At 52.6% G+C, this 24,339-nt stretch carries 21 protein-coding genes; 16 read left to right on the forward strand and 5 right to left on the reverse strand.

Going from position 1 to position 24,339, the window contains the following annotated elements; translation table 11 throughout:
- Nucleotides 1–27 precede the first annotated feature (27 nt).
- The 6 genes from EYB31_RS07815 (at nt 28) to EYB31_RS07840 (ending at nt 5,126) form a co-directional block, all read left to right on the forward strand.
- Entirely contained in the window at nt 28–1,029 is a 1,002-nt protein-coding gene (locus tag EYB31_RS07815) for a Gfo/Idh/MocA family protein (protein ID WP_131012730.1), read from the forward strand.
- A gap of 57 nt (nt 1,030–1,086) precedes the next feature.
- Nucleotides 1,087–2,031, forward strand: a complete 945-nt coding sequence (locus EYB31_RS07820) for an aldo/keto reductase (protein WP_131012731.1) — start codon at nt 1,087–1,089, stop codon at nt 2,029–2,031.
- A 225-nt stretch (nt 2,032–2,256) separates the two neighbouring features.
- On the forward strand, nt 2,257–2,898 hold the full coding sequence (locus EYB31_RS07825; RefSeq protein ID WP_240762193.1) for a class I SAM-dependent methyltransferase: 642 nt from the start codon (nt 2,257–2,259) through the stop codon (nt 2,896–2,898).
- Nucleotides 2,895–3,752 carry a carbon-nitrogen hydrolase family protein gene (locus EYB31_RS07830; RefSeq protein WP_131012732.1) on the forward strand — a complete coding sequence of 286 codons (858 nt, stop codon included), beginning with the start codon at nt 2,895–2,897 and terminating at the stop codon, nt 3,750–3,752. Before EYB31_RS07825 ends, EYB31_RS07830 begins: the two co-directional genes overlap by 4 nt.
- Before the next feature lie 24 nt (nt 3,753–3,776).
- Nucleotides 3,777–4,445, forward strand: a complete 669-nt coding sequence (locus EYB31_RS07835) for a GNAT family N-acetyltransferase (protein ID WP_131012733.1) — start codon at nt 3,777–3,779, stop codon at nt 4,443–4,445.
- Nucleotides 4,446–4,514: 69 nt separating this feature from the next.
- A complete protein-coding gene (locus EYB31_RS07840) occupies nt 4,515–5,126 on the forward strand; it encodes a superoxide dismutase family protein (RefSeq protein ID WP_131012734.1) in 612 nt (203 codons plus the stop codon).
- 123 nt (nt 5,127–5,249) lie between these two features.
- On the opposite strand, the gene EYB31_RS07845 is transcribed toward EYB31_RS07840, so the two are convergent.
- A complete protein-coding gene (locus EYB31_RS07845) occupies nt 5,250–5,702 on the reverse strand; it encodes a DUF441 domain-containing protein (protein ID WP_131012735.1) in 453 nt (150 codons plus the stop codon).
- Nucleotides 5,703–5,864: 162 nt separating this feature from the next.
- On the opposite strand from EYB31_RS07845, the gene EYB31_RS07850 reads away from it, so the two are divergent.
- Nucleotides 5,865–6,950 (forward strand): DUF3900 domain-containing protein, encoded by a 1,086-nt coding sequence (locus EYB31_RS07850; RefSeq protein WP_131012736.1) that lies wholly within the window; start codon nt 5,865–5,867, stop codon nt 6,948–6,950.
- Nucleotides 6,951–6,961: 11 nt separating this feature from the next.
- Nucleotides 6,962–7,216: a hypothetical protein gene (locus EYB31_RS07855; RefSeq protein ID WP_131012737.1), complete on the forward strand. Its 255-nt coding sequence runs from the start codon at nt 6,962–6,964 to the stop codon at nt 7,214–7,216.
- A gap of 1,166 nt (nt 7,217–8,382) precedes the next feature.
- Here EYB31_RS07855 and EYB31_RS07860 read toward each other — a convergent pair.
- Both EYB31_RS07860 and EYB31_RS07865 read right to left on the reverse strand, forming a co-directional pair.
- Nucleotides 8,383–10,089 (reverse strand): vWA domain-containing protein, encoded by a 1,707-nt coding sequence (locus tag EYB31_RS07860; RefSeq protein WP_131012738.1) that lies wholly within the window; start codon nt 10,087–10,089, stop codon nt 8,383–8,385.
- A 17-nt stretch (nt 10,090–10,106) separates the two neighbouring features.
- On the reverse strand, nt 10,107–11,405 hold the full coding sequence (locus EYB31_RS07865; RefSeq protein WP_131012739.1) for an AAA family ATPase: 1,299 nt from the start codon (nt 11,403–11,405) through the stop codon (nt 10,107–10,109).
- A gap of 230 nt (nt 11,406–11,635) precedes the next feature.
- On the opposite strand from EYB31_RS07865, the gene EYB31_RS07870 reads away from it, so the two are divergent.
- From EYB31_RS07870 to EYB31_RS07885, 4 genes are all read left to right on the forward strand, one after another.
- On the forward strand, nt 11,636–12,028 hold the full coding sequence (locus EYB31_RS07870; protein WP_131012740.1) for a hypothetical protein: 393 nt from the start codon (nt 11,636–11,638) through the stop codon (nt 12,026–12,028).
- A gap of 136 nt (nt 12,029–12,164) precedes the next feature.
- Nucleotides 12,165–13,001: an ATP-dependent sacrificial sulfur transferase LarE gene (gene larE / locus EYB31_RS07875; protein WP_131012741.1), complete on the forward strand. Its 837-nt coding sequence runs from the start codon at nt 12,165–12,167 to the stop codon at nt 12,999–13,001.
- A complete protein-coding gene (locus EYB31_RS07880) occupies nt 12,998–13,975 on the forward strand; it encodes a 2-hydroxyacid dehydrogenase (protein ID WP_131012742.1) in 978 nt (325 codons plus the stop codon). The genes larE and EYB31_RS07880 overlap by 4 nt, the downstream gene beginning before the upstream one ends.
- A 153-nt stretch (nt 13,976–14,128) precedes the next feature.
- On the forward strand, nt 14,129–15,358 hold the full coding sequence (locus EYB31_RS07885) for a Gfo/Idh/MocA family protein (protein ID WP_131012743.1): 1,230 nt from the start codon (nt 14,129–14,131) through the stop codon (nt 15,356–15,358).
- A gap of 91 nt (nt 15,359–15,449) precedes the next feature.
- Here EYB31_RS07885 and EYB31_RS07890 read toward each other — a convergent pair whose 3' ends face one another.
- The gene (locus EYB31_RS07890; RefSeq protein WP_131012744.1) at nt 15,450–17,633 is read right to left on the reverse strand and encodes a HelD family protein; all 2,184 of its coding nucleotides are present in this window, start codon (nt 17,631–17,633) and stop codon (nt 15,450–15,452) included.
- Nucleotides 17,634–18,023: 390 nt separating this feature from the next.
- On the opposite strand from EYB31_RS07890, the gene queD reads away from it, so the two are divergent.
- From queD to EYB31_RS07910, 4 genes are all read left to right on the forward strand, one after another.
- Nucleotides 18,024–18,443, forward strand: a complete 420-nt coding sequence (gene queD, locus EYB31_RS07895) for a 6-carboxytetrahydropterin synthase QueD (RefSeq protein ID WP_131012745.1) — start codon at nt 18,024–18,026, stop codon at nt 18,441–18,443.
- Nucleotides 18,444–18,592: 149 nt separating this feature from the next.
- Complete coding sequence (locus EYB31_RS07900; protein ID WP_240762195.1) at nt 18,593–19,099, forward strand: DinB family protein; 507 nt, start codon at nt 18,593–18,595, stop codon at nt 19,097–19,099.
- A gap of 106 nt (nt 19,100–19,205) precedes the next feature.
- Entirely contained in the window at nt 19,206–21,584 is a 2,379-nt protein-coding gene (locus EYB31_RS07905; protein WP_131012746.1) for a type IA DNA topoisomerase, read from the forward strand.
- Between the two features lie 207 nt (nt 21,585–21,791).
- Nucleotides 21,792–22,832 (forward strand): MBL fold metallo-hydrolase, encoded by a 1,041-nt coding sequence (locus tag EYB31_RS07910; protein WP_165452292.1) that lies wholly within the window; start codon nt 21,792–21,794, stop codon nt 22,830–22,832.
- Nucleotides 22,833–22,936: 104 nt separating this feature from the next.
- Here EYB31_RS07910 and EYB31_RS07915 read toward each other — a convergent pair whose 3' ends face one another.
- Nucleotides 22,937–24,238 (reverse strand): stalk domain-containing protein, encoded by a 1,302-nt coding sequence (locus EYB31_RS07915; protein WP_131012748.1) that lies wholly within the window; start codon nt 24,236–24,238, stop codon nt 22,937–22,939.
- Nucleotides 24,239–24,339 lie beyond the last annotated feature (101 nt).

Below are 24,339 nucleotides of genomic sequence, written 5' to 3' on the forward strand. Positions count from 1 at the left end.
AATATATGAATAGGAGCTGCGAAACCGATGAGTGAGAGAAAACTTCGATTCGGCGTGCTGGGCTGTGCAGGAATTGCCAAACGCGCTGTAATCCCAGGCATTCAACAATCCGAATTGTGCGAGGCGGCGGCGATTGCCAGCCGTGATGAAGAGAAGGCGAAGCTGACCGCCGAGCAGGTCGGGATACCCGTTGCTTACGGCAGCTATGAGGCGTTGCTTGCCGACGAAACAATTGACGCCGTATATATTCCATTGCCCAACCATCTGCACAAGGAATGGACAATCAAAGCCGCAGAGGCCGGCAAACATGTGCTTTGCGAGAAACCGGCCGCGCTGGATGCCGCCGAAACCGAGGAAATGGTAGCGGCGTGCGCCAAAGCGGGAGTCACATATGCCGAAGCGTTTATGTACCGGCATCATCCGCGTTACGCGATGATCCGCGAAATCATCGATTCCGGCGAAATCGGACAAATCCGCGGCATCCACGGCGCATTTACGTTTAACGGCGCGGCGAATCAAGGCAATGTGCGGTTCGCTCAATGGATGGGGGGCGGCTCCATCTATGACGTAGGGGTATATCCGCTTAGCGCGGCGCGGTTGATTCTGGGCAGAGAGCCTGAGGCGGTAACGGTCAATGCGTTTTTCTCGCCGGAGCACGATCATGTCGATATGATGGCTTCCGGGCTGGTGGAATTTTCCGATTCGGTGGCCCTTACATTCGACTGCGGCATGTGGGCGGCAGGCCGCAATACGCTGGAGATTTTGGGAACGGACGGCATTATTGAAGTTCCGTCGGCTTATGTCAGCCCGCTGAACGCAAGCTCCAACTTTTTTGTCACGGTAAAAGGCGAGCGGAGAGAAGTTGAGGTGCCGCAGGTGAATCAATATGCGCTGCAGGCCGACGACTTTGCCAGAAGTGTATTTTACGGCGAACCGCAAAAATTTGATCCGCAGGACTCGATCAAAAATATGCGTGTTGTTGACGCATGCTTGAAGTCCGCCCGCGAACGGGTTAGAGTAATTATTTAATGCCATAAACTATTTCGTAACCGCCATTACATTTGATCTTTGGAGGAGAGCGACACGATGGAATACATATCGATTAAAGGAACAGATAAACCGATATCCAGGCTTATTAAAGGGACCGACTACTTCCGCAACGATAATTATGAGAAAGTTCGGGAGAATTTGGACGCGTTTATCGCTATTGGCGGAACAACGCTGGATACCGCTCACGTATATTGTGGCGGCGAAAGCGAAGTACAGATCGGCAGGTACATTCAGGAACGGGGAAACCGCGACAAACTTGTGATTCTGACTAAAGGTGCCCATCACGACAAAAACGGTCCGCGCGTGAGCCCGCAAGCGATTGCCAGCGATCTTGCGACCAGTCTGGAACGGCTGCAAACCGACCATGTCGAGTTGTATGCGCTGCACCGCGACGATACCGCGATTCCGGTACAAGTGATTATCGATGCGCTGAATGAGCATATTGCGGCAGGCCGCATCGGAGCGATCGGCGCTTCGAACTGGTCGTGGCAGCGGCTGCAGGAAGCCAACGAGTATGCTGCGGCAAACGGTCTGGCCGGCTTCACCTTCAGCAGTCCGAATCTCAGCCTCGCCAAAGCAAACGAACCGTTCTGGGCCGGCTGCGTTTCGGCGGATTTTGAAACTTGCGCATGGCATGAGAAACATCAGCTTCCGCTGTTATCATGGTCGTCGCAGGCTCGCGGCTTCTTTACCGGACGGTTTACTCCGGAGGTTCGCGATAATGCCGATATGGTTCGCGTCTTCTATAGCGATGCAAACTGGGAACGGTTGAAGCGGGCGCAGGAGCTGGCCGGGCAGAAAAATGTGACGATGATCCAAATCGCTCTTGCGTATGTGCTGAACCAGCCATTCCCGACTTGCGCGCTTGTCGGCGCTCAGAACATCGAGGAGCTGCGTTCATGCGAGGAAGGCGCTACCTTGAGATTGACGCGCGAAGAGCTGGAGTGGCTTGATTTAAGCCGCGAGAGCTTAAAGGCTTGATTTTGCGAAGCCGCGCCGGTCTTATAAACGTATAATACAAAGCCTTTATCCAGCCACGGGGCCGTTTCCCGTGCGCCGGATGAGGCTTTTTTTGCGCGATAACCCGATATCTCGGCAGCAGGTTGCATAACAGTCATCTTTCCGTCCGCAGCGGTTGAAAATTGTGGTAGCATAAATTAGAAAGAGGCGGGCCCAAGATGATATAATGGTCGTGGAAGGGTTGATATGATGGATCTTCGCGAGCAGTTTGGGGAAATCGATATTTATTTGTTCGATCAGCTGTTAAAAGGCCGGTTCACGCCGGACATGACGCTGCTTGACGCCGGCTGCGGCAATGGGCGCAATATGGTCTATTTTTTGCGGAACGGTTACGATGTATATGGTGTGGACCGCAGCGAGACGGCGGTACAAGCTGTGCGCAGTTTGGCGGCCGAGCTTGCTCCGGAGCTTCCGCAGGATCGCTTTGAGATGCAAGCCGTCGAGAAGCTTAGTTATACAAATGACACCTTCGACGTAGTCATATGCAACGCGGTGCTGCATTTTGCCGAACATGAAGATCATTTTCAGACGATGGTTTCGGAGCTGTGGCGTGTGATCAAACCCGGGGGCATGTTGTTTGCGAGACTTGCTTCCAGCATCGGCATCGAACAGCAGATCGAACCGATCGGCGGAGGGCGGTATAAACTGCCCGACGGGTCCGAGCGTTACCTTGTGAGCGAAGAGCAACTGCTGCGTTTGACCGAGAAGCTATATGGCACTTGGCTGGAGCCGCTCAAAACCGTGAATGTCCAAGGACTGAGATGTATGAGCACGTGGTGCATCAAGAAACCGCATATTGTATTTTTTGAACAGGAGCGAGCAAGATGAAGCTAAGAGTATCTGCAGTACAATATCATTTAAAAACGATCGGCGCTTTTGCCGAGTTTGCCGCACAGGTGACGCATTATGTGAAAACAGCCGCCGAATTCGACTCCGAATTCGTGTTGTTTCCCGAATTGTTTACGACACAGCTGATGTCGATCGGCGATGCGTCCGGCGTAGCTTTATCAATTAACGAACTGCCGGATTTTACGGAGCAATATATCGAGTTGTTCAGCGGCTTGGCCAAGACGACGGGCATGCACCTGATCGGCGGCACGCATATTATCGAAGAGGGCGGCAGGCTGTATAACACCGCATTTTTATTTTATCCGGACGGCACCATCGGGCAGCAGCGCAAGCTGCACATTACACCAAGCGAAGTCAAAGAATGGCATATGGCTGCGGGAGACAAGCTCCATGTATTTGACACGGCCAAAGGCCGCATCGCCATGCTCATCTGTTACGACATCGAATTCCCGGAAATTGTGCGTATGGCCAAAGCCCAAGGCGTGGACGTCATTTTTTGCCCGTCGTGCACCGACGATAAACATGGTTTCCATCGTGTCCGGTATACGTGCCACGCGCGGACGATCGAAAATCAGGTGTATGTTGTCACGACGGGAACGGTAGGGTCGCTGCCGACCGTTGACTTTATGCGGGGCAATTACGGACAAGCGGCTGTCATCACGCCTAACGACGTGCCATTTCCGCCGGGCGGCATCTTGGCGCAAGGTGAGATCAACGGCGATATGGTGATTACGGCCGATCTCGATCTAGATCTGCTGTACGAAGTGAGGGAGAAGGGCTCCGTTACGACATGGCGCGACCGCAGGACGGATCTGTATACAGATTGGAGCTAACGGCCGTAAGGAGTGTTGTGACCGATGTATCGAAAAGAACTTTATCTGTTCGCAGATCAACGCCCGGTCAAAGCGCTGATCCGCAATTATACGCGTGAGGATTTCCCTGGACTGATCCGCATTCAGAAGCTGAGCTTCCCGCCGCCGTTTCCTTCCGAATTATGGTGGAATGAAGAGCAGCTGACCCAGCATGTGAACCTGTTCCCGGAAGGGGCTTTATGCGTTGAAATCGACGGCGAACTGGTCGCTTCCATGACCGGGCTGATTGTGCGCTTCGACCCCGAGCACCCGGAGCACACATGGGAAGAAATCACTGATTCCGGCTACATCCGCAATCATGAGCCTGCGGGCGATACGTTGTATATCGTCGATATATGCGCGCTGCCGACCCATCGCAAGCTTGGTCTGGGCAAATGGCTGATGCAGTCGATGTATGAGGTTGTCGTTCGCCTCGGTTTGACACGCCTCCTTGGCGGAGGACGCATGCCCGGCTATCACAAGGTGGCGGAGCAAATGAGCGCGGAGCAGTATGTGCAGGCCGTCGTCGAAGGTGAAATCAAGGATCCGGTGATTACTTTTTTGCTGCGCTGCGGACGTACGCCGTTGAAACTGATTTCCGGATATTTGGAAGACGAGGAATCGCTGAATCACGCTTTGCTGATGGAATGGAAAAATCCGTTTGTTGGAAAATAAACAGGTTTATATGCCTCCCCGATGGAAACAATGGGTTAGAGTAAGCCCAACATCAAGGGAGGTTTTTCTATGCGCAAAAATTGGATGATCTGCGGCGCACTCGTCTTAACGGGAGCGGCGCTCTCCGGCTGCTTTGACAAATCGCAGCAGGCGGTTCCCGCATCGGCACCGCAGCACGAGCAGCACCAAATGACGGCGGCACCGGCCGCGGACAAGGCTTCCTCCGAGGCTGCCGGAACGATGGTTGACATTGTGAACGGCAAAGGCGAAAAAATCGGTATGGCCAGCTTAAAACCGCAGGATGGCGGCGTTAGAGTCAGTGTATCGGCTGCAAGTCTGTCTCCGGGGGAACATGGAATCCATTTCCACGAAACCGGGAAATGCGAAGCTCCTGATTTTAAGACAGCCGGCTCGCACTTGAATCCCGCTTCCAAAAAACACGGCTTCCTCACGCCGGAAGGACCTCATGCCGGGGATCTGCCTAACCTGATCGTCGGCGCCGACGGCACCGGCAAAGCCGAGTTCACCACCAAGCTGGTGACACTCGATAAGGGCAAGCCGAATTCTCTGCTGAAAGCAGGCGGAACCGCCTTGGTTATTCATGATAAAGCCGACGACTACATTACCGATCCGGCAGGCAACTCCGGCGACCGTATCGCCTGCGGCGTAATTAAAGGTTAACAGTTAGCAATGACCGGCTGCTTGCAGCTAGAAGCATGTAATGTCGGTAAAACAAAAACCGCAAGTATCATCCTGTGTGGAATGATGCTTGCGGTTATTTGCTTTGTTCGGACAAGATGCGCCTCATGACTTGCCGAGGAATAAGGACAAGATGCCTGCGGCGATCAGCGGACCGACCGGTACTCCGCGTAAAAAAGCGACGCCTAATATGGTGCCGATGAGCAGTCCGGTTACCACCGTCGGCTGACTTGTCATGAGCTGAGCGCCCCGGCCGCCAAGAAAAGCGACAAGTAAACCGATGACGATGGCAAGCAGCGATTGCCAATGAAACAACGTGTGGGATAACGTTTCAATTGTAATTTTGCCGCTTGCCAGCGGAGCCATAATTCCGATCGTCAGGACGATAATGCCTACCGTTAATCCGTATTTCTCGATAAACGGAAATGCCTGATGCAGCTGAGTGACTCTCAGCAGAAGCAGCACAACCACGGCAATGGTGATCGACGAATTGTTGCTTAATATGCCAAGCGCCGCAAAAAGCAATAAAATCAAAGAAGTGATATCGATCTGGGCCATTTCAGCGGTTCTCCTTATGAATTTGGCGGCAATTTCCGTGATTGAGGATCGCCTTACGGTATATTGTAGCATAATTTGACATGATCTTATGTAAAAAAGGAAAATTCGCTGCAGCAGCGAATATGTAATGTCTGACTTGATGAGCAAAAAGGGAGCTGCAGCATGAATTTTCATATTGAATATTTGTCATTTTTCGTGATACAAGCAGACGGCGAAGGAGAATCCGGCAGCAAAAACTATAAGCATTACCAAACATTGGACGAATCGAGCTACGAAGAAAGCGAGCTTAGCGGATTTTTGGACGGGGAACTGGGCAAAATTGCTAAACGCAAGGCGGAACGCAACCCGCGGGCCGAGCAGGTGCCGACGAAAATCGGCAGATTTATTGTGGAGCCCGGTTACGGAGCGGACAGCAATCCGAACTTCAACCAGTTCGACCGGCTGCGCGGAGCCGAATCGGCGGAGCAATTTTTAGGTTTTGCCGACGATATGCTGCGGGCTTACATGGATGCAAGCGCGATTCGCGGCGGAGTGCTGCTGATTGCCAGGGCGAAGCTGCCGAAGCATACGGATGAACGGTTCGTTTTTGTCATGAAATGCGACTTTGAACAAAAAATCGCCCGTATCACCGACGAGCGCAGTTTGCTGAATAAAGTGGAAATGGCGATCAGCGCTAAAAACATGAAATCGATTCTGTACCCGCATATGCCGGAACCCGGCATGATCGAGCCGTGGGAGCTAAAAATACACCAAGCTTCCCATGCTAAATACTTCGAAGATTTTCTGAAATTTGTAGAATACGAAAAATCGGTGCCGGAGATCATGAACGAACGTGTTGTCCAAATGGCGCAGCAGTATATCGAGGACAACTACGAGGAGATGAGCCCGCAGCGTGAGCAGGAGGAGAAGGAGCTTGAGTTGTGGGCCTACGGCGACCAGCGGGAATTGCAGGAGAAATGGACGCCGCAGCAGGTAGTGGAAGCCGCCGCGCCTTTGATCGAGGAAAAGCCGGATTTGGAGCTGAAGCTGAAGCTTGGGCATATTACGGTGCGTGGGCTGCTGGCCGATTACGGAGACCGGGTGCATATCGCCAAGGAGGGGGGAAGGTACGTCATATTAATCGAAGGCGACGAACTTCTGTTTGACCGCGCCGTATCCCCGGTGGAATTGGCCCGTCCGGAAACGCTGGAGGCGACCGTGCGCCGTATCCGCGAGAAAGTGGAAGAAGAATCCAGCGTTCCGTATTAATCTGCCGCTTCATGCGTAAATATACGTTCGAAAAAAGTTCACAAATTGGCATGCATACCGCCGATCGTTCATACGATGTAACAAACGGATACGAGAGGCGGATGCATATGGCTGGAGAGCTTTTATTCGGCATCATTGTGCTGGCAATATTGGCGGGGCTGGTGTGTACAGGCCTTTGGAAGCTGGTTACCCTGGATACGACACATTACGATTTGGAGTATTTGTGGAACAATAAGTTTACCCGGGAACAGCTGGAGCTGGAGTGACGTGATATGTCGTCCTTCGGAAAAAGAAAAATCGCCGCTGCGCCAAGCCGCATCTTTCAACAATGAAGAGCGGGCTGGCTGAAGCGGCGATTTTTTTGGTTAGCACATAGTAGAACAAAGGGATGAGTAGGACGGGCAGCGCCCAATGTTGTCAGGATAAGAAGCCAATGGATCAAAGTATCGTCACAGGAATGATCAAGCTTCTTTTATGCACGGCGGCGCCCCGTTCTGGACATAGAACCATTCGGATGGATCACGGACTGAGTGAGACTGTCGATTCATTATGCATCATCCAACCGTTGAGCAATCCAACCGTTGTGTACCCCCAATGTTGGAGAAGTGCCCTTTCTAAACGGACATCAGCGCAGCTATGTAAACCAAATCTGAGGTTTTGCTCAATGGGACGGACATCAGCGCTCTTATTCGGCCTACCATCGGGGTTTCCCCGGCTTTTTTGGGCCAATAAAGTCGCGGGTGTCCGTTAAAAATGATAACCTCGGTTTTTGTGCCACATAGAGACGCTCAGGTCCGTTGGCGTTGGAGCGTGCCGTTTGCATGTATAAGGCCAACCATAACGACGAGGCTACCCGTTACGGACAGCCAGCCAAAGATCAACATTCAGCAAGTTGTATCGATTGCGCTAATGCAACCAATACGCGATCCGAATATCAGTCATTTATCGCTAACCTGACAACATTAGGGCAGCGCTCCACATCACCACGCCGGAGTAAAGCACGGTGGGCCGAAGCCAAGCGAAGCGATGGCAAGGCGCACCAAGGTGCGAGCCCGAGGCAGCCCGCCGCGCCCCGCATCACCGCGCCGCAGTAAAGCACGGTGGGCCAATGCCAAGCGAAGTGATGGCAAGGCGCACCAAGGTGCGAGCCCGAGGCAGTCCGCCGCGCCCCACATCACCGCGCCGCAGTAAAGCACGGTGGGCCAATGCCAAGCGAAGCAATGGCAAGGCGCACCAAGGTACGAGCCCGAGGCAGTCCGCCGCGCCCCGCATCACCGCGCCGCAGTAAAGCACGGTGGGCCAATGCCAAGCGAAGCGCTGGCAAGGCGCACCAAGGTGCGAGCCCGAGGCACAAAAGCCGCTCCACCGCAGGCGGGTCCAGGGCGCAGCGCATGGAGTCCCCCAGAGGGGGGATTGAGGGGGGCACACTACCTCATTTACGGAAAACGTCTAACAGCAGCTCGCCGGTTTCCATGTTCTGCGTCTCCCAGGTGGAGGCAAAGCGGACATGATGCGAAACGCCAAGAATATCGTATTTCTGCGCGAGATGCTGACGTGCGCTGCCGACGATCAGTGAATGCAGCCGCACGTGCTTGCGTGCGCCGAGCTCGGCAAGCAGCTCCCGTACAGGCGGCGATATATGGCCGATGCCGTCGGTCACCATGACAAAATCGGCGTTGCGGAAGGCGCTGCCGGCGTTTACGATGTCGATGCCGCGTTTGATCGGGGCGTCGAAGTGGGTGCCGCCGCCGAAAGCGAGCTGCGCCAAGCTGTAAAACGACGGCCAATCCGGCTTTTTAACGTGCAACGTACGTTCGATCAGCTCGCCTTTGGCGCCGAACAGCAGCAGCACAAAATCGCGTTTTTCCAGCAGCGAATAGGAGGCGAAGGTGCCGACAAACAGCTGCGCCAGCTTCAGCTTGCTGCCGCGCATCGAATGGGACGTATCCAGCATGCAGATGACCGGCCCTTTGAGCGGTTCCTCCATTCGTCCGGTGACATTGTAGGTCAACAGCTTCCGCTCCAGCCACTTTACGGTAAAATACAATTCGTAGTCGGGATCGGCGAGCAGGCTGGCTTCGCTCGGCAGCATCCGGCTGATGTCCGCCGATTGACGCAGATCGTCATACGCTTCCGGCATATGGCGTGAACGGTGGCGCCGCTTTTTGACCCGAAGCTGCTGCACATTACGGCCGACTTCCTTTAGGAAGGCGATCAGCTCGGGATGACGTTTCAGCTTCTCGACCCACTGCATAAACCGCTCGTGTTCCTGGCGGTGCAACTTCCCGAGATCGCTGCCCCAGCGCCGGTTGGCAAGCTGCTGGCTGGCCTGCAGCAGTTCATAAACGTGCAGGCTCTCCAAGTCTTCCTGTCCCAGCGTTATTTTCAACGACCGGCCGAGCCATTCGCCAAGCTGCTCCTCAAGCTCCTTCATGGCCGCGCTGTCGCGCTGATCCATCCGCTCCAGCCGTTTCTCCAGCTGCTCCCGTTCGGCCTCCGCTTTTTTCAGCTTCTGCCGCAATTTATCCCGTTTCATAAAATCGGTGCGCATCTCGTCCTGAAGCGAAACGATACGTTCCTTGAGCGCTTCGATTTCGGCGGCCACAAGCGGTCTGCTGTCGAGAGCGGCTTGCTTTTCCTCCGCATGTTTTTTGCCCATCTGCAGCGTATAACCGACCAATTTCAGCTTTTCAATCTGTTTGTCCGACAGATGCTCATTGATTTGCGGGCTTTCTTGGCCTTGCTGTTCTTTCTGGCTGGCTAGCCCGATCGTGAGCAGCCGTTCTTCCTTATTGCGTTTCTTCACTTCTTGAGCGAAACTTTCGGTCAGCCACATCAATGCTTTCAGCGATGTTTTAAAGGCGGGACTTACTTGACCGATAGTGCGGGGGTGAATCGACTGGTAAAAAAACTGCTTCCTCAAGGAACGCACGAGCCAGCGATGGAAGGGGGTGGCTTCCTCCGCGGCGTCGATTTCCGGATTGGCGATATAAAAACACATAAAAAAATCGGCAAACAGGTCGACGGAAAACCACTCGGTTTTGGCTTTGGCCTCACGGATCCATTCCTGGGCGACCCGCGACGAGTGTACAAAGCCGTCGAATACGTAACGGTCGATACGCGCACAACGAACAATCATGCCGGTCAGCACCGCCTCTACAACGTATAGTCGTAATGCAAGCCGGGAATATCCCGGTCGAACAACGTCCGGTAGAGCCCCTGCAGCGTCTGTAAAATGCGTTCCCCTTCGATGCGCAGATGCGTATATTTCACCGCATATTGTTCGGCGTGCAGCACCAGAAAGTTCTGATTGCGGATATATCCCGGGAGATCCGTTTCGCGCTGCTGCCAGATGACCAGCTTGCCGCGCAGTTTGCGTGCGGTTTCCTCCAGCTCTTCCCGGCACTCCTCGGTGAGCCGCTTCATTTGTTCGATCGCTTCCGGATTTAATTTGCCGCCGACTTCCTTTTTAAATTGAAAGGCGTGAAGTTCGTCTTCTTTTTCCAGCCACTTGGCTGCAACCAGATTGTATGCGCCGAGAGGGAGCTCTCGTTGGGCTTCTTTTTTCAGCGCGTCCTGGAACACTGTATTAAACAGCTCCTTCATCGTTCCCAGGTCCTCCGGATAATCCCACAGCATATGCGGCGTAAACACCGTATCCCAGACGTTGACGGCATCTCTTCCGTTCATCGCGGCGGAAATGCGCCACATATCCCCGATTTTTTTCAATCTGCGGTCGGAGCAGGCATAATCTTTGGCCTCCAAGGCCGTTTTTAACTGAAACAGCATATACACCATGCCTTCATGCAACATCACACGGGATGCCGCTTCGCGGATGTTCTCCATATCGGAAACGGCGAGCAGGGGAGATAAAGCGCCTTCGGGCAGCTGGAACAACTTCTCATAACTGGACATATGACGCAGATAACCAACTTCGTATCGCAGCAGAAACCGGTCATAAAGCGCCTCCAACTGCTCGTTTTCCTCGGGCAATTCATTAGAGGCGGCCATTAAAAAAGCAAGCGGCACCGGTTGTTTGTCCCGGCCGTTATAAAATACCCGTTCGTTTAATATCGACAGCAGCGCATTCAGGATCGCGCTGTTTGCTTTAAAAATTTCATCCAGAAAAGCAAAGCTGGCCCCCGGCAAAAATCCGTCCGTCTGCCTGACATAATGATCCTGCTTCAGTTGCTGCAAGGAAACCGGCCCGAACAGTTCTTCGGGCGTCGTAAAGCGGGTCAGTAAGTATTCGAACCAGTGGCCGCCGAACAACTGGGCGACCGTCCGCGCCAGCTGGGATTTGGCGGTTCCCGGAGGGCCGACAAGCAGCACATTTTCTCCTGCGGCGGCGCCAAGCATGATCAGACGGATCAATTCCTCCCGTTCGAGAAACCGTTCTTCCAGCAATTGTACGGAACGGACAATTTTATCTTGAATGGCATGGTAGTTGTTCATGGCAGCTCCTTTATCACGGTACATTTCCTATAGTTTTTGCATCGTAACAGCACATTACTCCAATCCTACCATGTTTGCCCAACGTCAACAAATCGACAATTATTTTGGTACACTAATTGTTTTCAGAAAATTAACAAAAATCGCAAAATAATATATTGTGATAAATGTTTCCATGTAATATAATACCAATGAAACTAAATATACTAATTTTGGTGGGGGAATCTAGCAGTATGAAAATGATTAAGAGATTGGCCATCGGTACATTACTTTGCGCTTCCTTGCTCGGAACTTCCGCAGTTGCTTTGGCAGACGCAGAAATGGATTTTGAAGTAACTGCTGTTAAATATGATGAGAACGGCAAGCTGCTGGCAACCGGCACATTCAAGAATCTTGGCGACAAAAATATCGAAACCGTTACAAAAGTTGACTTGAAATTGTCGCTTGGCAACGATGCCGGTGACTTCAAGCAAGTAGCCGACGTGTATTTCGAGAATATCGCAGTTCATATCGCTCCAGGCGAAACAACGGAAGTGACTCTTGAGTTCCCTGGCGTTGAGTATTATGAAGATGCTACCAAATTCTCCTCTGAAGAGGGAGACTGGGAATTTACTTACTTCGAATAAGAAATGCTGGAATCACTCTCCTAACCAGGGGAGTGATTTTTTTGTTGGCTGTTAAATCCATATTTCCTCTTTAATGATTAGACAAAAGGGTCTATAATAATTACTGTTTAACGATAGCGGTAAGGAGGTATGGCTAATGGATCCTATAGAACAAAAATATGAAAGGCTAGGCGAGCTGCTTCAGTCGCTGGGCAAAGTTGTGGTGGCGTTCTCGGGCGGCGTGGACAGCGCCTTTTTATTAAAAGCTGCCCTTGATTTCTTGGGCGAAGACAAGGTTCTAGCGATCACGGCAGACTCCGAAACGTACCCGGTGCGCGAAAGAGAAGAGGCGATTGCGCTGGCTAAGGAGCTGGGCGCTCCGCATGAGGTGATTCATACGAGCGAGTTGGCGATCCCCGGTTATGCGGAAAATCCGACCAACCGCTGTTATTTTTGCAAAAACTCACTGTTTGAGCACTTGATTCCGATTGCTCATGAACGCGGGTTCGATTGTGTCGTATTTGGCGCCATCGCCGACGATTTAGGGGATCACCGGCCAGGATTGACAGCCGCCCATGAAAAAGGAGTCCGTGCGCCGCTGCTTGAGGCCGGCATCAAGAAGTCGGAAATTCGCCATTTGTCGCGCAAATTTAATTTGCGCACTTGGGATAAGCCGTCGTTTGCTTGCTTATCGTCGCGGATCCCTTACGGGGAGCTCATTACGGCGCATAAGCTGTCGATGATCGACCAAGCGGAAGATTTCCTCATTCAGCTCGGTTTCCGTCAAGTGCGCGTACGCCAGCATGAAAATCTGGCCCGTATCGAGGTTCCGCCGGCTGAACTAGCGGAAGTCGTGGCAGTTGCCGAGACGATTCACCAGAAGCTGAAGGAGATCGGTTACGCCTACGTGACGATGGATTTGCAAGGTTACCGTTCCGGCAGCCTGAACGAAGTATTGAACAAAAATGAACTGAAAGTAGGAGCATCTCAATGACAAGTCCGAAAGTGCTGATTTCCCGTAAACTTCCTGAAGAAGTCATTGCATACCTTTCCGAGCACTGTGAAGTGGTCCGCTGGTCGCAGGACGGATTTATGCCCAGAGAACAGGCGCTTGCCATGCTTGAAGATATAGATGCGGTATTAACTACAAGTTTAAACATCGACGACGAATTTCTTCGCCACGCGCCTAAACTAAAGATTGTCAGCAATATTTCCGTCGGCTACAACAACTTTGATACGGCGGCAATGAAGGCCAGGGGCGTGTATGGAACCAATACGCCGTCGGTGCTGGACGATTCGGTCGCTGATGTTGCGCTTGCGCTGATGCTTGCTTCGGCACGCCGGGTTACGGAGCTGGACCAGTTGGTGAAACAGGGGGGCTGGCAGCGCGGCAAGCTGAAGGAAGAAGATTTATTTGGCCTGGATGTGCATCATGCCACCGTCGGCATTATCGGGATGGGCCGGATCGGCGAAGCCATCGCCCAAAGAACGAAATTCGGTTTTAACATGAACGTGTTGTATTACAACCGCAATCGTAAACCGGACGCGGAAGAAAAGCTTGGCGTACAATACCGGACGCTGGAAGAGCTGCTGCGGGAATCCGACTTTGTTGTCATGATGACACCGCTTACCAGTGAAACGACACATATGATTCGCAAGGAACATTTTGCGATGATGAAACAAAGCGCTTTTTTCATCAACATCTCACGTGGTCAGACGATTGACGAGCAAGCGCTGATCGAAGCGCTTCAAGAGGGAGTTATCCGCGGCGCTGGACTCGATGTGTACACGCAAGAGCCGGTCGATCCGAACAACCCGCTGCTGTCGATGCCGAATGTCGTTACGCTTCCCCACATCGGCTCGGCTACCGCCAAAACGCGGTTTGATATGGCCATGACGGCTGCCAGAAATGTGCTAACTGCGCTGCAGGGGCAAACGCCGCCCGATCTGGTTAACGAGCTGAAATAAGACCAACTTCATATCGACTTCATGACGGTGATAACTAACATGCATGCACCTATTTTTCTGCCTCAAACAGAACGATAGGTGCTTTTTGCCATTTTTAGCTGTTGCGGGACCATTACATGGCTAACACGAATCTATGGATGAGGTGAATGGAAGATGGGGAACGAGCAAGTCAGCATCCTGCTGGTCGGCGCCGGCGGATACGGCAACAATTTTGTACGTGAGCTGCTGGCCGACCGGGATAGCGGCACATTTTTGTTAGCGGGGATCGTCGAGTTGTATCCGGAGAACTGCAAATATTATGAACAATTGCTTGCCATGAATGTGCCTTTTTACAGCGATATGGAAAGCTTCTACAAAGAACATCATGCCGACTTGGCAATCGTCACAACACCCATTCAGTATCACTGCGCTCATACGTGCACGGCGCTTCGCCATGGCAGCAATGTGCTGTGCGAAAAACCGATCGCCGCAACGGAGCGGGAAGTCCGCCTGATGATGGAGGAGAGCGCCCGGGCCGGAAAGTTTGTGGCAATCGGGTACAACTGGTCTTATTACGAGCAGTTTCTGGAGCTCAAGCAGGATATCGTTTCCGGCCGCTTCGGCAAGCCGAAACGGCTGAAGTCGCTGGTGCTGTGGCCCAGGGCGGAAACCTATTATGAGAGCGGCTGGAAGGGACGGAGAAAAAGCCAGCAAGGCGAGTGGATTCTCGATAGCATCGCGCATAATGCCACATCGCACCATCTTCACAACATGCTGTACATGCTCGGCGCATCGATTGAGACGTCGGGGCGAATCGATCGAGTGGAAGCGGAGCTGTACAAAGCGAATCCGATTGAAACGTTTGATACATGCGCTGCCAGGATCTGGGTGAACGGGGATGTGGAGGTGTTGTATTACGCCGCGCATGCGGTGCCTCAATCTGTAGAACCGCGCTTTTGTTTTGAGTTTGAAAACGCTTTAATCACCTTTGTCACCGGAGAGCAGAACAACCGTATTGTGGCGCACATGTCCGACGGGACGGTTGTTTCTTATGAACCGCGCGAAGGCAAAAACGGTTGGGTCGACGGGACCAAGTTATGGACATGCATCGAAGCGGTCAGAAACGGCGGCGCCAACATTCCTTGCGGTTTGGAAGCATCGCTGCCGCAAGTGCAATGCATGAGCGGCATGCTGGAATCGGCGGGAGAGGCCAGCACGTTCCCTGAGGAACTGATGCGAAAAGACCAAGAACGCCGTTTGTTATGGGTGGACGGGTTGGACAAGACGCTGCTTGCCTGTTATGAGAACGGGGTGCTGCCAAGCGAAGCGGGGGCGTTGTGGGCCGTTAAAGGAAACCTCGTGCATATCACCGACAACATGGAATACCGGCATTTGCATGAATAGTTCAATAACGTAATGTACTGGCGAAAGAAAATAAAACCCGCGGTTTTCCGTTGAGGAAAACCGCGGGCTTTTTGCGTGCAGAGGCATCACATCAAGATGAAGCCGTTACGGCTTCCGTTTCGACAAAATCGCCTGTTACGCCGGCAATCAGCGGCGAAGGTTCACCGGAGTAAAATATATGCAGCGCATGCAAGGCACGGGTGCATCCGACATACAACAGCTTCGCATCCTGCGGCGTTAATTCGTAGTGTGCGGCATCGCAATCGACAATCAGCACGGCATCGAATTCCAGCCCTTTGGAGAGGAATGCAGGCACAACCGACAAGCCGCCTTTGTAGCTTTGCTGACCGGCTTCGATCAAATGCGGCTCCAAGCCGGCTGAGGTCAAGGCGCGATGCAGCTTGGCGCATTGCGCTTCGGTTCTGCCGATCACCGCAATGGTCGATATCGCTTGTGATGAATCCGACGTATGGCGTAAATCGGATATCGCGCTCATGATGGCGGCAGATGCGCCGGCAGGCGTAGTCTGAACCAGCTTGACCCGCTCGCCGCTGCGGAATACCGGTACAGCCAGGGGTGTCTCCGCTTCCGAGCGCTTGAGCACTTCATTCGCGAAATAAATAATTTCCATCGTCGAGCGATAACTGCGTTCCAGCTGAAAATAAGCCCGGCTATCCTCGGCGAACAAATCGGAAAACTCATGCCACGATTCAATCCCTTGATAGGAATGAATGCCTTGCGCCAAGTCGCCAAGTATCGTAAACGAGCTGTTGCGCGTGTGCAGGTTCAGAAGAGCGACTTGAAACGGTGAGAAGTCCTGCGCTTCATCAATCACCGTATGGTCAAACAGCAATTCCGATTCAATCCCGCTCAGCCTGCTGCGGATGTAGAGAAGCGGCGCGAGATCTTCGGGATCGATTTGCTTTTTGCGGAAGCTGTTGTCCGCTTCTTGCATCGTCACAGGCAGGTCCTTCAGCAAATCTTCGGTAAGCCAGGAAGGACGCTCGGCGGGAGTGAGCAAGATCCGGTACAACGAAAACGGACTGTATTCGGTCCATTGTTTGGTATAGTCACGCAGTTTCGCCGACGATTTTTTCTTCAGCTCTTTTTTCTGCGATGCTTCCCATACTTTATTCAGCTCCATCTCCAGCCACCGCTTGATGCGGGCCAGCACCCGTTCACGCCGCTTGGCGGGCGGGTAATGGCGGTTTTCAACCTCATACCAGCCGCGAATCGTCTCCGCTGCCAGCACCTTTCCTTCCCATGGTGAAAATGAAGCTTTCGGAAGATAGCTGCCGTCGAACAGATCCATGCACCTCTCCAGCCAGTTCATAAACCGGGTGGAGCCTTTATACTTAATTGGCGTATCGGGCAGCGCGGCCGGCCGTTCGGGTCCGACGGCAAACCATGTCTTTAAGCGTGCTGCGGGCTCCGCCAGCTTGACCTCGTGGTCCAGCAGCTCCAGCGCCCAATCGGCGTAGGTCGTCTGCTGAATGTGCCCGACGCCGAGTTCTGGAAGAACTCCGGATATATAATCGAGAAACATGCGGTTTGGCGCAAAAATGATCATTTTCTCCGCGCGGATTTGTTCCCTGTATTGATAAAGCAAAAAAGCCAGACGGTGCAAAGCGACAGTCGTTTTTCCGCTGCCCGCCACACCTTGAATGATAAGCGAAGTGTTTTTTGCGGCGCGAATGATTTTATCTTGTTCAGCCTGAATCGTGCTGACAATATCGCGCAGCTTGTTGTCCTTGTTTTCCCCCAGCCGGTACAAAAGAAATTCGTCGGTAACGGCGAGCGAATCTCCTTGCCTGTTGTAGGTGTCGACCACGCGCTGCAAAATTTGCTGGCGAATGACGATGTTCCGTTTTAAATACACCAGACCTTCAATTAATCCTTCGGGACTGTCGTATTCCGCCTTGTCCATGCCCCCGGTGAAGGAATAAAATAAGCTGGCCACCGGCGCGCGCCAATCGATTACAAGCAGTTCCCCGTTATCTTCGCGATCGACTCCGACTTTGCCGATGTACAGCGGCGACGGATTCGGTTTGCCGGCTTCCTGGAAGTCCAATCTTCCAAAATACGGCTCTCCCGTTGCGGCCCCCAATTGCTGCCGCTTCGTTTCGCGAATCGATTCCAGTACCTGCTCCGTATGCTCGTGCCCGTGATAAACCGGTGTGGAGCGAAGCAGTTTAAGCTGCGTGTCGATTTCCCGCATCACTTGCTCAAGACGTTCTGATTCCTCGGCGTACGCTTCTTGAATCGTCGGTTCCAATGATCGGTACCTCCATCTTTTTCCTATAATCGCAAAAAGCAAGGAAAACAATATATCATACATTACTCCAAGAAGCAAGGCTCTGATGATTTGCTGCCTGCCGCGCGATTCAGCCTCTTGTCATCGTATTGTCATGAAATGCTCACAAAAATGTCCGTACCTCCGGGTGCCGTGTTACCTGCAAAGCGGTACAATAAGATAAACTGACATCTCTGGAGTGGAGAACGTGCCATGAAACAATTTAACCGTCAGGAAAAAAAGCTGATTATCGCTTGTGTCGTCGTTACGGGTTTTATGTTGGCGTCGCTTGCGAGACTATTATTTCCATAACCAAACCGTTCATGGTATTGTAATGATAGCAGGAAGATCGATAATAGATGGAGGGTTTGTGTGCTTTATCAATACTATCCGCAGGTCGTGCACCATTATGTGTACGAGTTAAATAAAGATTTTCACATGTCGGCCGCTCACTTTATTCCGTCCGAGCTGGCAGGGAAGTGCCAGCACACGCACGGTCATACGTATACGGTGAATGTGACCATCGCCGGGGACGAGCTTGACGAAATCGGGTTTCTGATCGATTTCAAAATGATTAAGCAGGCGGTACATGATCGGTATGACCACACGTTATTAAACGATCACGCGGAATATCGCAGCCAGTTTCCAACGACCGAAGTGGTGGCAAAAGAAATATGCAACACGATCCAGTCTTTGCTGGATTCGAAACCGAATCGGCCGCAGTGCTTGCAGGTGATCGTTCGCGAAACGCCCACCAGTTACGTCGTTTACCGTCCGAAGAGAGATCTTTAGAATAGAAAGGGCAGGCCGAATTCCCGGCTTGCTTTTTTTGTTCACATCGTGTTGCCGGGATCCCGCTGCATGATAAGATAAAAGGAGATTCGGCGGGTAAAATGGGAATCGGCTGCTCCGCAGTCGTTTAAGGGAGAGGGGAGTTTCGCTTGAGGTATGACATGCTGATTGATTCGTATCAAAACCGCTTGCGTCATTATTCGCTGGAGCAGCTGCGGTTTAGCGCGGCCCAAGGAGTGTGGTCTCTCTGTCAGCTGTACGACCACTTAATTCTCGCGGCTCTGGACTACATGGATAAGGTCGCAGCATGCGCCACTGCTCAAGAAGATCAACCTCTTGGCAAAACGGAAGCCGGCGAGGCGCTGTTTGAACAGGGCGGGTTTCCGCCGATCAAAATAAAACTGCCGGACGGGCCTGAGAACAATCCCAGCAATACCGAAAGCGTAGAAGCTCTTATGCAACGGCTTGAACAAGTCCGGCATAACATGAGTGAATGGGAGGTGCGCCTGCACGCCATCAATCCAAACTGCAAAGTGCTGCATGACGGATTTGGCTGGCTGAATGCGCAGGAATGGTTTGAGCTGGCGGGTATGCACTTTCGCCATCATCTGCGTCAAAAGGACGAATTGGAACGGTATGCTAGGGTGAAAGATTGAGGTGCGCTGCGATTGAATTAGGAATGGGGAGGCAGTGCAGCCTGTTTTCTTTTATGTTATGCTTAAGCCAATTATTGAAAAAGGACAGGCAAGGAGCGATATTTGGTTGAAAACACTCATTATTGCGGAAAAACCGGATATGGGTCGCAATATTGCAGCGGCAATTGATCCCAAAGCAAAAAATCACCGTTCGTTTATCGAAGGCGAGCAATATATCATCACATGGGCGATCGGGCATCTGATCGGTCTTGCGGAACCGGATGCTTACGATGTGAAATATAAGAAATGGAATATCAACGACCTTCCGATCATTCCCGAGCAGTTCAAGCTGGTTCCGAACAGCAAAACAAAAGACCAGCTTAAAGTGATTTCGGAGCTGGCCAAACGCAGCAGTCAGCTGATCAACGCCTGCGACGCGGGGCGGGAAGGGCAGCATATTTTTTCGCTGATCCAGAGGCACCTAAAGTTGCGTCAGCCGGTGAAGCGGCTGTGGATCTCGGACCTCACCCCGGAAACGATCCGCAAGGGCTTTGTGGAGCTGAGGGAAGGCGCCGAATACGAGAATTTGACCAAAGCGGCGAAAGCCCGCAGCGAAGCGGACTGGCTGATCGGCATGAACGGCTCCAGGGCGTTTACAACGAAACACAACGTGCTGCTGTCGGTCGGCAGGGTGCAGACGCCGGTGCTGGCGCTGCTGTATGACCGGCAAAAGGAGATCGAAGCGTTCAGCTCGGCGAAGTTTTATGAGGTGGAAGCGCGGTTCACCCAGCAAACGACGGAATATAAGGGCATGTGGCAAGGAGAGAAGCTGACGGACCCGGACAAAGCCGCAGCCATCGCCGCGAAAGTAAAAGGCAAGCAAGGTTCCATCGCCAGCTACGAGGTCAAAGAGACGAAGGAATACCCGTTTAAATTGTACGATTTGACATTGCTGCAGCGCGAGGCTAACGCCAAGTATTCATTTTCCGCGAAAAAGACGCTGGACCTAGCGCAGGCGTTATATGAGAAGCACAAAGTGATCAGTTATCCGCGTACGACGTCCAATTACGTGACCGAACAGAACATCCCGGAGATGCATAAGGCGCTTGACCAGCTGCGCGGCACTTCGTACGACGCCTTGGCGGAAAAAGCGGAAAAGCGGTTTGTCCATAAAAACAACAAGGCGGTTTGCAACCCGTCCAAGGTCGAAGATCACCATGCGATATTGCCGACGAAAAAAGTCGCCAAAGGTTTGTCACCGGACGAAGCGAAAATTTACGATTTGATTGTCCGGCGTTTTTTGTCGCATTTTTATCCGGCAGCGGAATATAAAGTGCATACGATCCTCACGGAAGTGGAGAAGGAGACGTTCAAAAGCACGATTAAGCAGCTGTTGTCCATCGGCTGGAAGGAAATCTACGCCGACCAGCGCAAGGACAAGGAAAGAAGCGGAGCCCGCGGCAAAACGGATCAAGACGACGACGAGCCGAAGGCGTTTGAGGAGGAGACCAGCACGCCGTTTGTGCTGGACAGCTCGCTTGGCGTGCACTGCGCCGACAGCGCGGCCAAGGAGCGCGAAACGAAACCTCCGAAAGCTTATACCGAAGGCACGCTGCTGAAGGCGATGGAGAGCGCCGGCAAGCAGATCGAAGACGAAGAGCTGCGCGATGCGATGAAGGATTCCGGGCTTGGCACCCCGGCCACGCGGGCGGCGATCATTGAGCGGCTGAAGCAGGTCGGTTATGTGGACATGCAAGGCAAGCGTATCGCGATTACCCAAAAAGGCCGCATGGCGGTGGAAGTGATCCGCGGCGCCGGCATCGAGTTGCTGACTTCGCCGGAGATGACCGGGCAATGGGAGCGGAGGCTGAACGAAATCGCCAGAGGCATCGCTTCCGACGATACGTTTATGACCAATGTGAAAAAATTCGCCACGATGATTGTCGGCAAAGTCAAGGACCAGCAGCGGGTTGCGAGGCAAGCGTTTGAGGAGCTGCCGAAAGAATCCGGCAAAAGCTCCGGCAAAGCGCCGGCCAAAGGCAAACGCGCGTCCAAAAGCAGCATCGCGCAAGCTTCGGGGCCGGAAGGGCCGGCGCCGAAGCGAACGTCCGCTGCGCAAGGCGCATCAGCCGTTGCTGCGGCAACGTCCGCCAAGCCGCGGAAAACCGCTGCGGCCGTCCCCAAAGCGGCGCCTGCTGCCGCAGCGGCTGCGGCAGCTCAGGCACACGAGGACGGGACGATCGCAGCATGCCCGTGCGAAGGCTGCGGCGGCCGCATCGTAATGGGCCGAAAAGGCTACGGCTGCGCCAGCTACAAAGCGGGCTGCCGTTTTGTCATTTGGAAAGATCAGTTTGGCGTATCGCTGTCGGATACGGATATCGTTTCTTTGATCCGCAAAGGAAATACAAAGCTGATGATGCTGACCGATGAACAAGGCCGTAGACAAAAAGGCCGTCTTACGTTAAAGGACCGGGTAACGGGCGAAATTGGCCCGGTGTTTGAATAAGTGAATAACATGGAAAGCGGAGATCCTTGGGGACTCCGTTTTTTGTTTTTTTGCGTGAAACCGACAGAATAAACTTTTATTTGCCGTGTATCGACCTGAACGTACGAACAAAATTTTATGTTTTGCCAGATGTTAGCAAGGGATTTTATGGCGGATGTAGAATGTTCTCACACAGCAAGAAAAATTGATATAGGGAGGATATTCAAGATGAAGGTAAACGTTTCCATTTTGCTTGTACTGCTTTTGTGTTTCACAGGCGCAGGTGCATTATTTGCGGCCGATCAGGCGGCAGGCGCGCCTAAAGTCCAGGTGGACGGCCGGGATATCGTGTTTCCGGACGCCAAGCCGTATACGGTCGGGGAGAGCGTTTATATTCCCGTACGGAGCGCCGCTGAGAATATGGGCATTCTCGTGACATGGGATGCCAAAAACAAGTCGGTTCAAATCGGGGAAGGCGCTTCAGCTGTCACATTTAAGCCGGAAAATGCGGCGGGCGGCGGCAAGCCGTTTTTGAAGGATGGCAGAGTGTATGTCGATCCGGCCTTTATCCAAGACAAGCTTGGGGCCGAAGCGGTTTGGAATCAACAGAAGTCGGCGGTTTCCATTACAACCAAGTCGAAAAACTTGTTAAAAGGGGTTCAATTGTTCAAGCAATCGATGGTGAAGCTGACCGGAGAGAAAGTGATTTATGTCGATCCATATAAGGTGGACGGCGAGCCGAAAGACGGCGACATTATTTTCATTACGCACACGCATGGCGATCACTTTAGTCTCAACGAAATTGCGAAAGTAGCGAAAAAAGACGCAACTATCGTTTTCCCTGCGGGCGAGCTGGATAAATTGGCCGATACAGCGTTCGAGAAGGTCGGCTCGGCTCCCAATCAAGAAGGTACGGTGAAGGGCATCTCCTACAAGGCGGTGCCGGCGTATAATACCAAAACAAACAATCATCCGAAAGAAAAGGCGTGGGTAGGGTACATCATTAAGGTAAATGGAGCGTCGTATTACATGGCAGGGGATACGGACCTTATTCCGGAGATGAAAGATATCCATGCCGATGTGGCTTTCCTGCCGATGGGCGGCACCTATACGATGGCTTATGAAGAAGCGGCTCAAGCGGCCAATCTGATTCATCCGCATATCGTCGTGCCATATCATTACGCCGATGTAGTCGGCACCAGGGAAGATGCGCTGAAGTTTATCGATGCGATCGAACCGGGCATTACGTCCATCCTGATGAAGGAATAAACGTTATACCCCGATATGCAAAAGTAAGGCGGCCGATGAGGAATCGGCCGCCTTTGTTCTACTCTTATATGCCAACACGTTACCGCACAGGTTCCGGGTTGCTTCTAATCCACGTTTGCAGTGGAAAACACGCCGTAAGTCGGCCAATTGAAAAAGTCGTGGCCAAGCACAAAATTCATTTTGGTGCGGACGGCGGGATCCGTAAGCAGCGACTTCATCAGCTTATCGGTGATGATCAGTTCGTTTTCCCGCTCATCATGCTGCAAGAACAACCGGACCCGGTAATTTTGCCCGCCATCGGTTTCTTTGATCAGCTCGCTGAATGAGGCGGTTTGCTGTGCCGGCGGAGTGCTTCCGTAATTGAGGATGCGATCTTCATGATAAACGACTTGGCCATCGTTAACCCGGTCCACGATCAGATCATGCCCTCCGGTATTGGAAGAGAGCTTCATGGTCAGCACCGGCCGTTCCAGCGGATCAATCGGCCTGATGTCTTTCATTTGCGCGAGCTTCATGTCCTTGATCCAATTGACCTTAAGCCCGAGTTTTTCCGCGGTATCGCGCAGCGGCACATAAACGACGCCGTCGTATTTGAACGGCTGGTTTTCCGGCGCATAGATCCGCCCGTCGACTTTAACCGTAACATCGGAATACGTGACCGGGGCTGTAAACGGTTCGGAGCTCGCAGGAACACCGATGGAGCTGCCATTAAATTGCGACTGCGCAGGATCTCCTTTGGCCGCGATGCCGGCCCAATCGGATTTAAGCAATATGTCGTATCTGCCCGTTTCAGAGTTCCATACAGTTACGTAACCTAAAACGTCGCGGAAAAGCGTGGTTGGCACATAAAGCGAATTTTCAAAATATACCGGCGCCGGGCTTACCGGAAGAATGCTGCCGTTTAAGGCCACCGACACGTCGGTACCCGGATAAAGCGTGATGTATTGCTCGCCCGCAGGAGGTGTCGGCACCATGTTCATGTTTTCCAGCCACGCGATTCGCTCTTTGATTTCATCGCCTTGCAGCACATCGAATTCCGATACCGCCGGATGTCCCAGCCGATTGTTGGCATAAACCAAATAATTATGCCCCATCTCAAAAGTTACGCCGCATTGGGTGCTGTCCGGCGCGGTTAATACCGTATGGACAAAATCGCCTTTAAACGATTTATCCGATACGAAGGTCGCCATACGATATGGTTTTCCGTCAAAATACACATCGTCGACTTTTGTCACCGTACCGTAAAATACGTTGCTTGCGACCATATAATCGTATTCCGGCGTAGTCGCTTCTTTTGTGCAGAGGCCTGAGGCATACGTCTTTTGCGGGACGGCCGTAAATCCGGCCGGAATAGCGGCCAATCCGATCATGGCGGCGGTTAAACAGGTGATCATCGTTTTTTTCATTGTAACACTCCTCTGTGGGCTCGCTCTGGCCCAACTTTCTATACTTCTTTCTCGCTATTAGATATTCGTAGCGCTTTCCGGCTTTGCGGGTGTCGGGCCCG

Origin of the sequence: Paenibacillus thalictri, assembly GCF_004307995.1 — a bacterium.
Classification (GTDB): domain Bacteria; phylum Bacillota; class Bacilli; order Paenibacillales; family NBRC-103111; genus Paenibacillus_AF; species Paenibacillus_AF thalictri.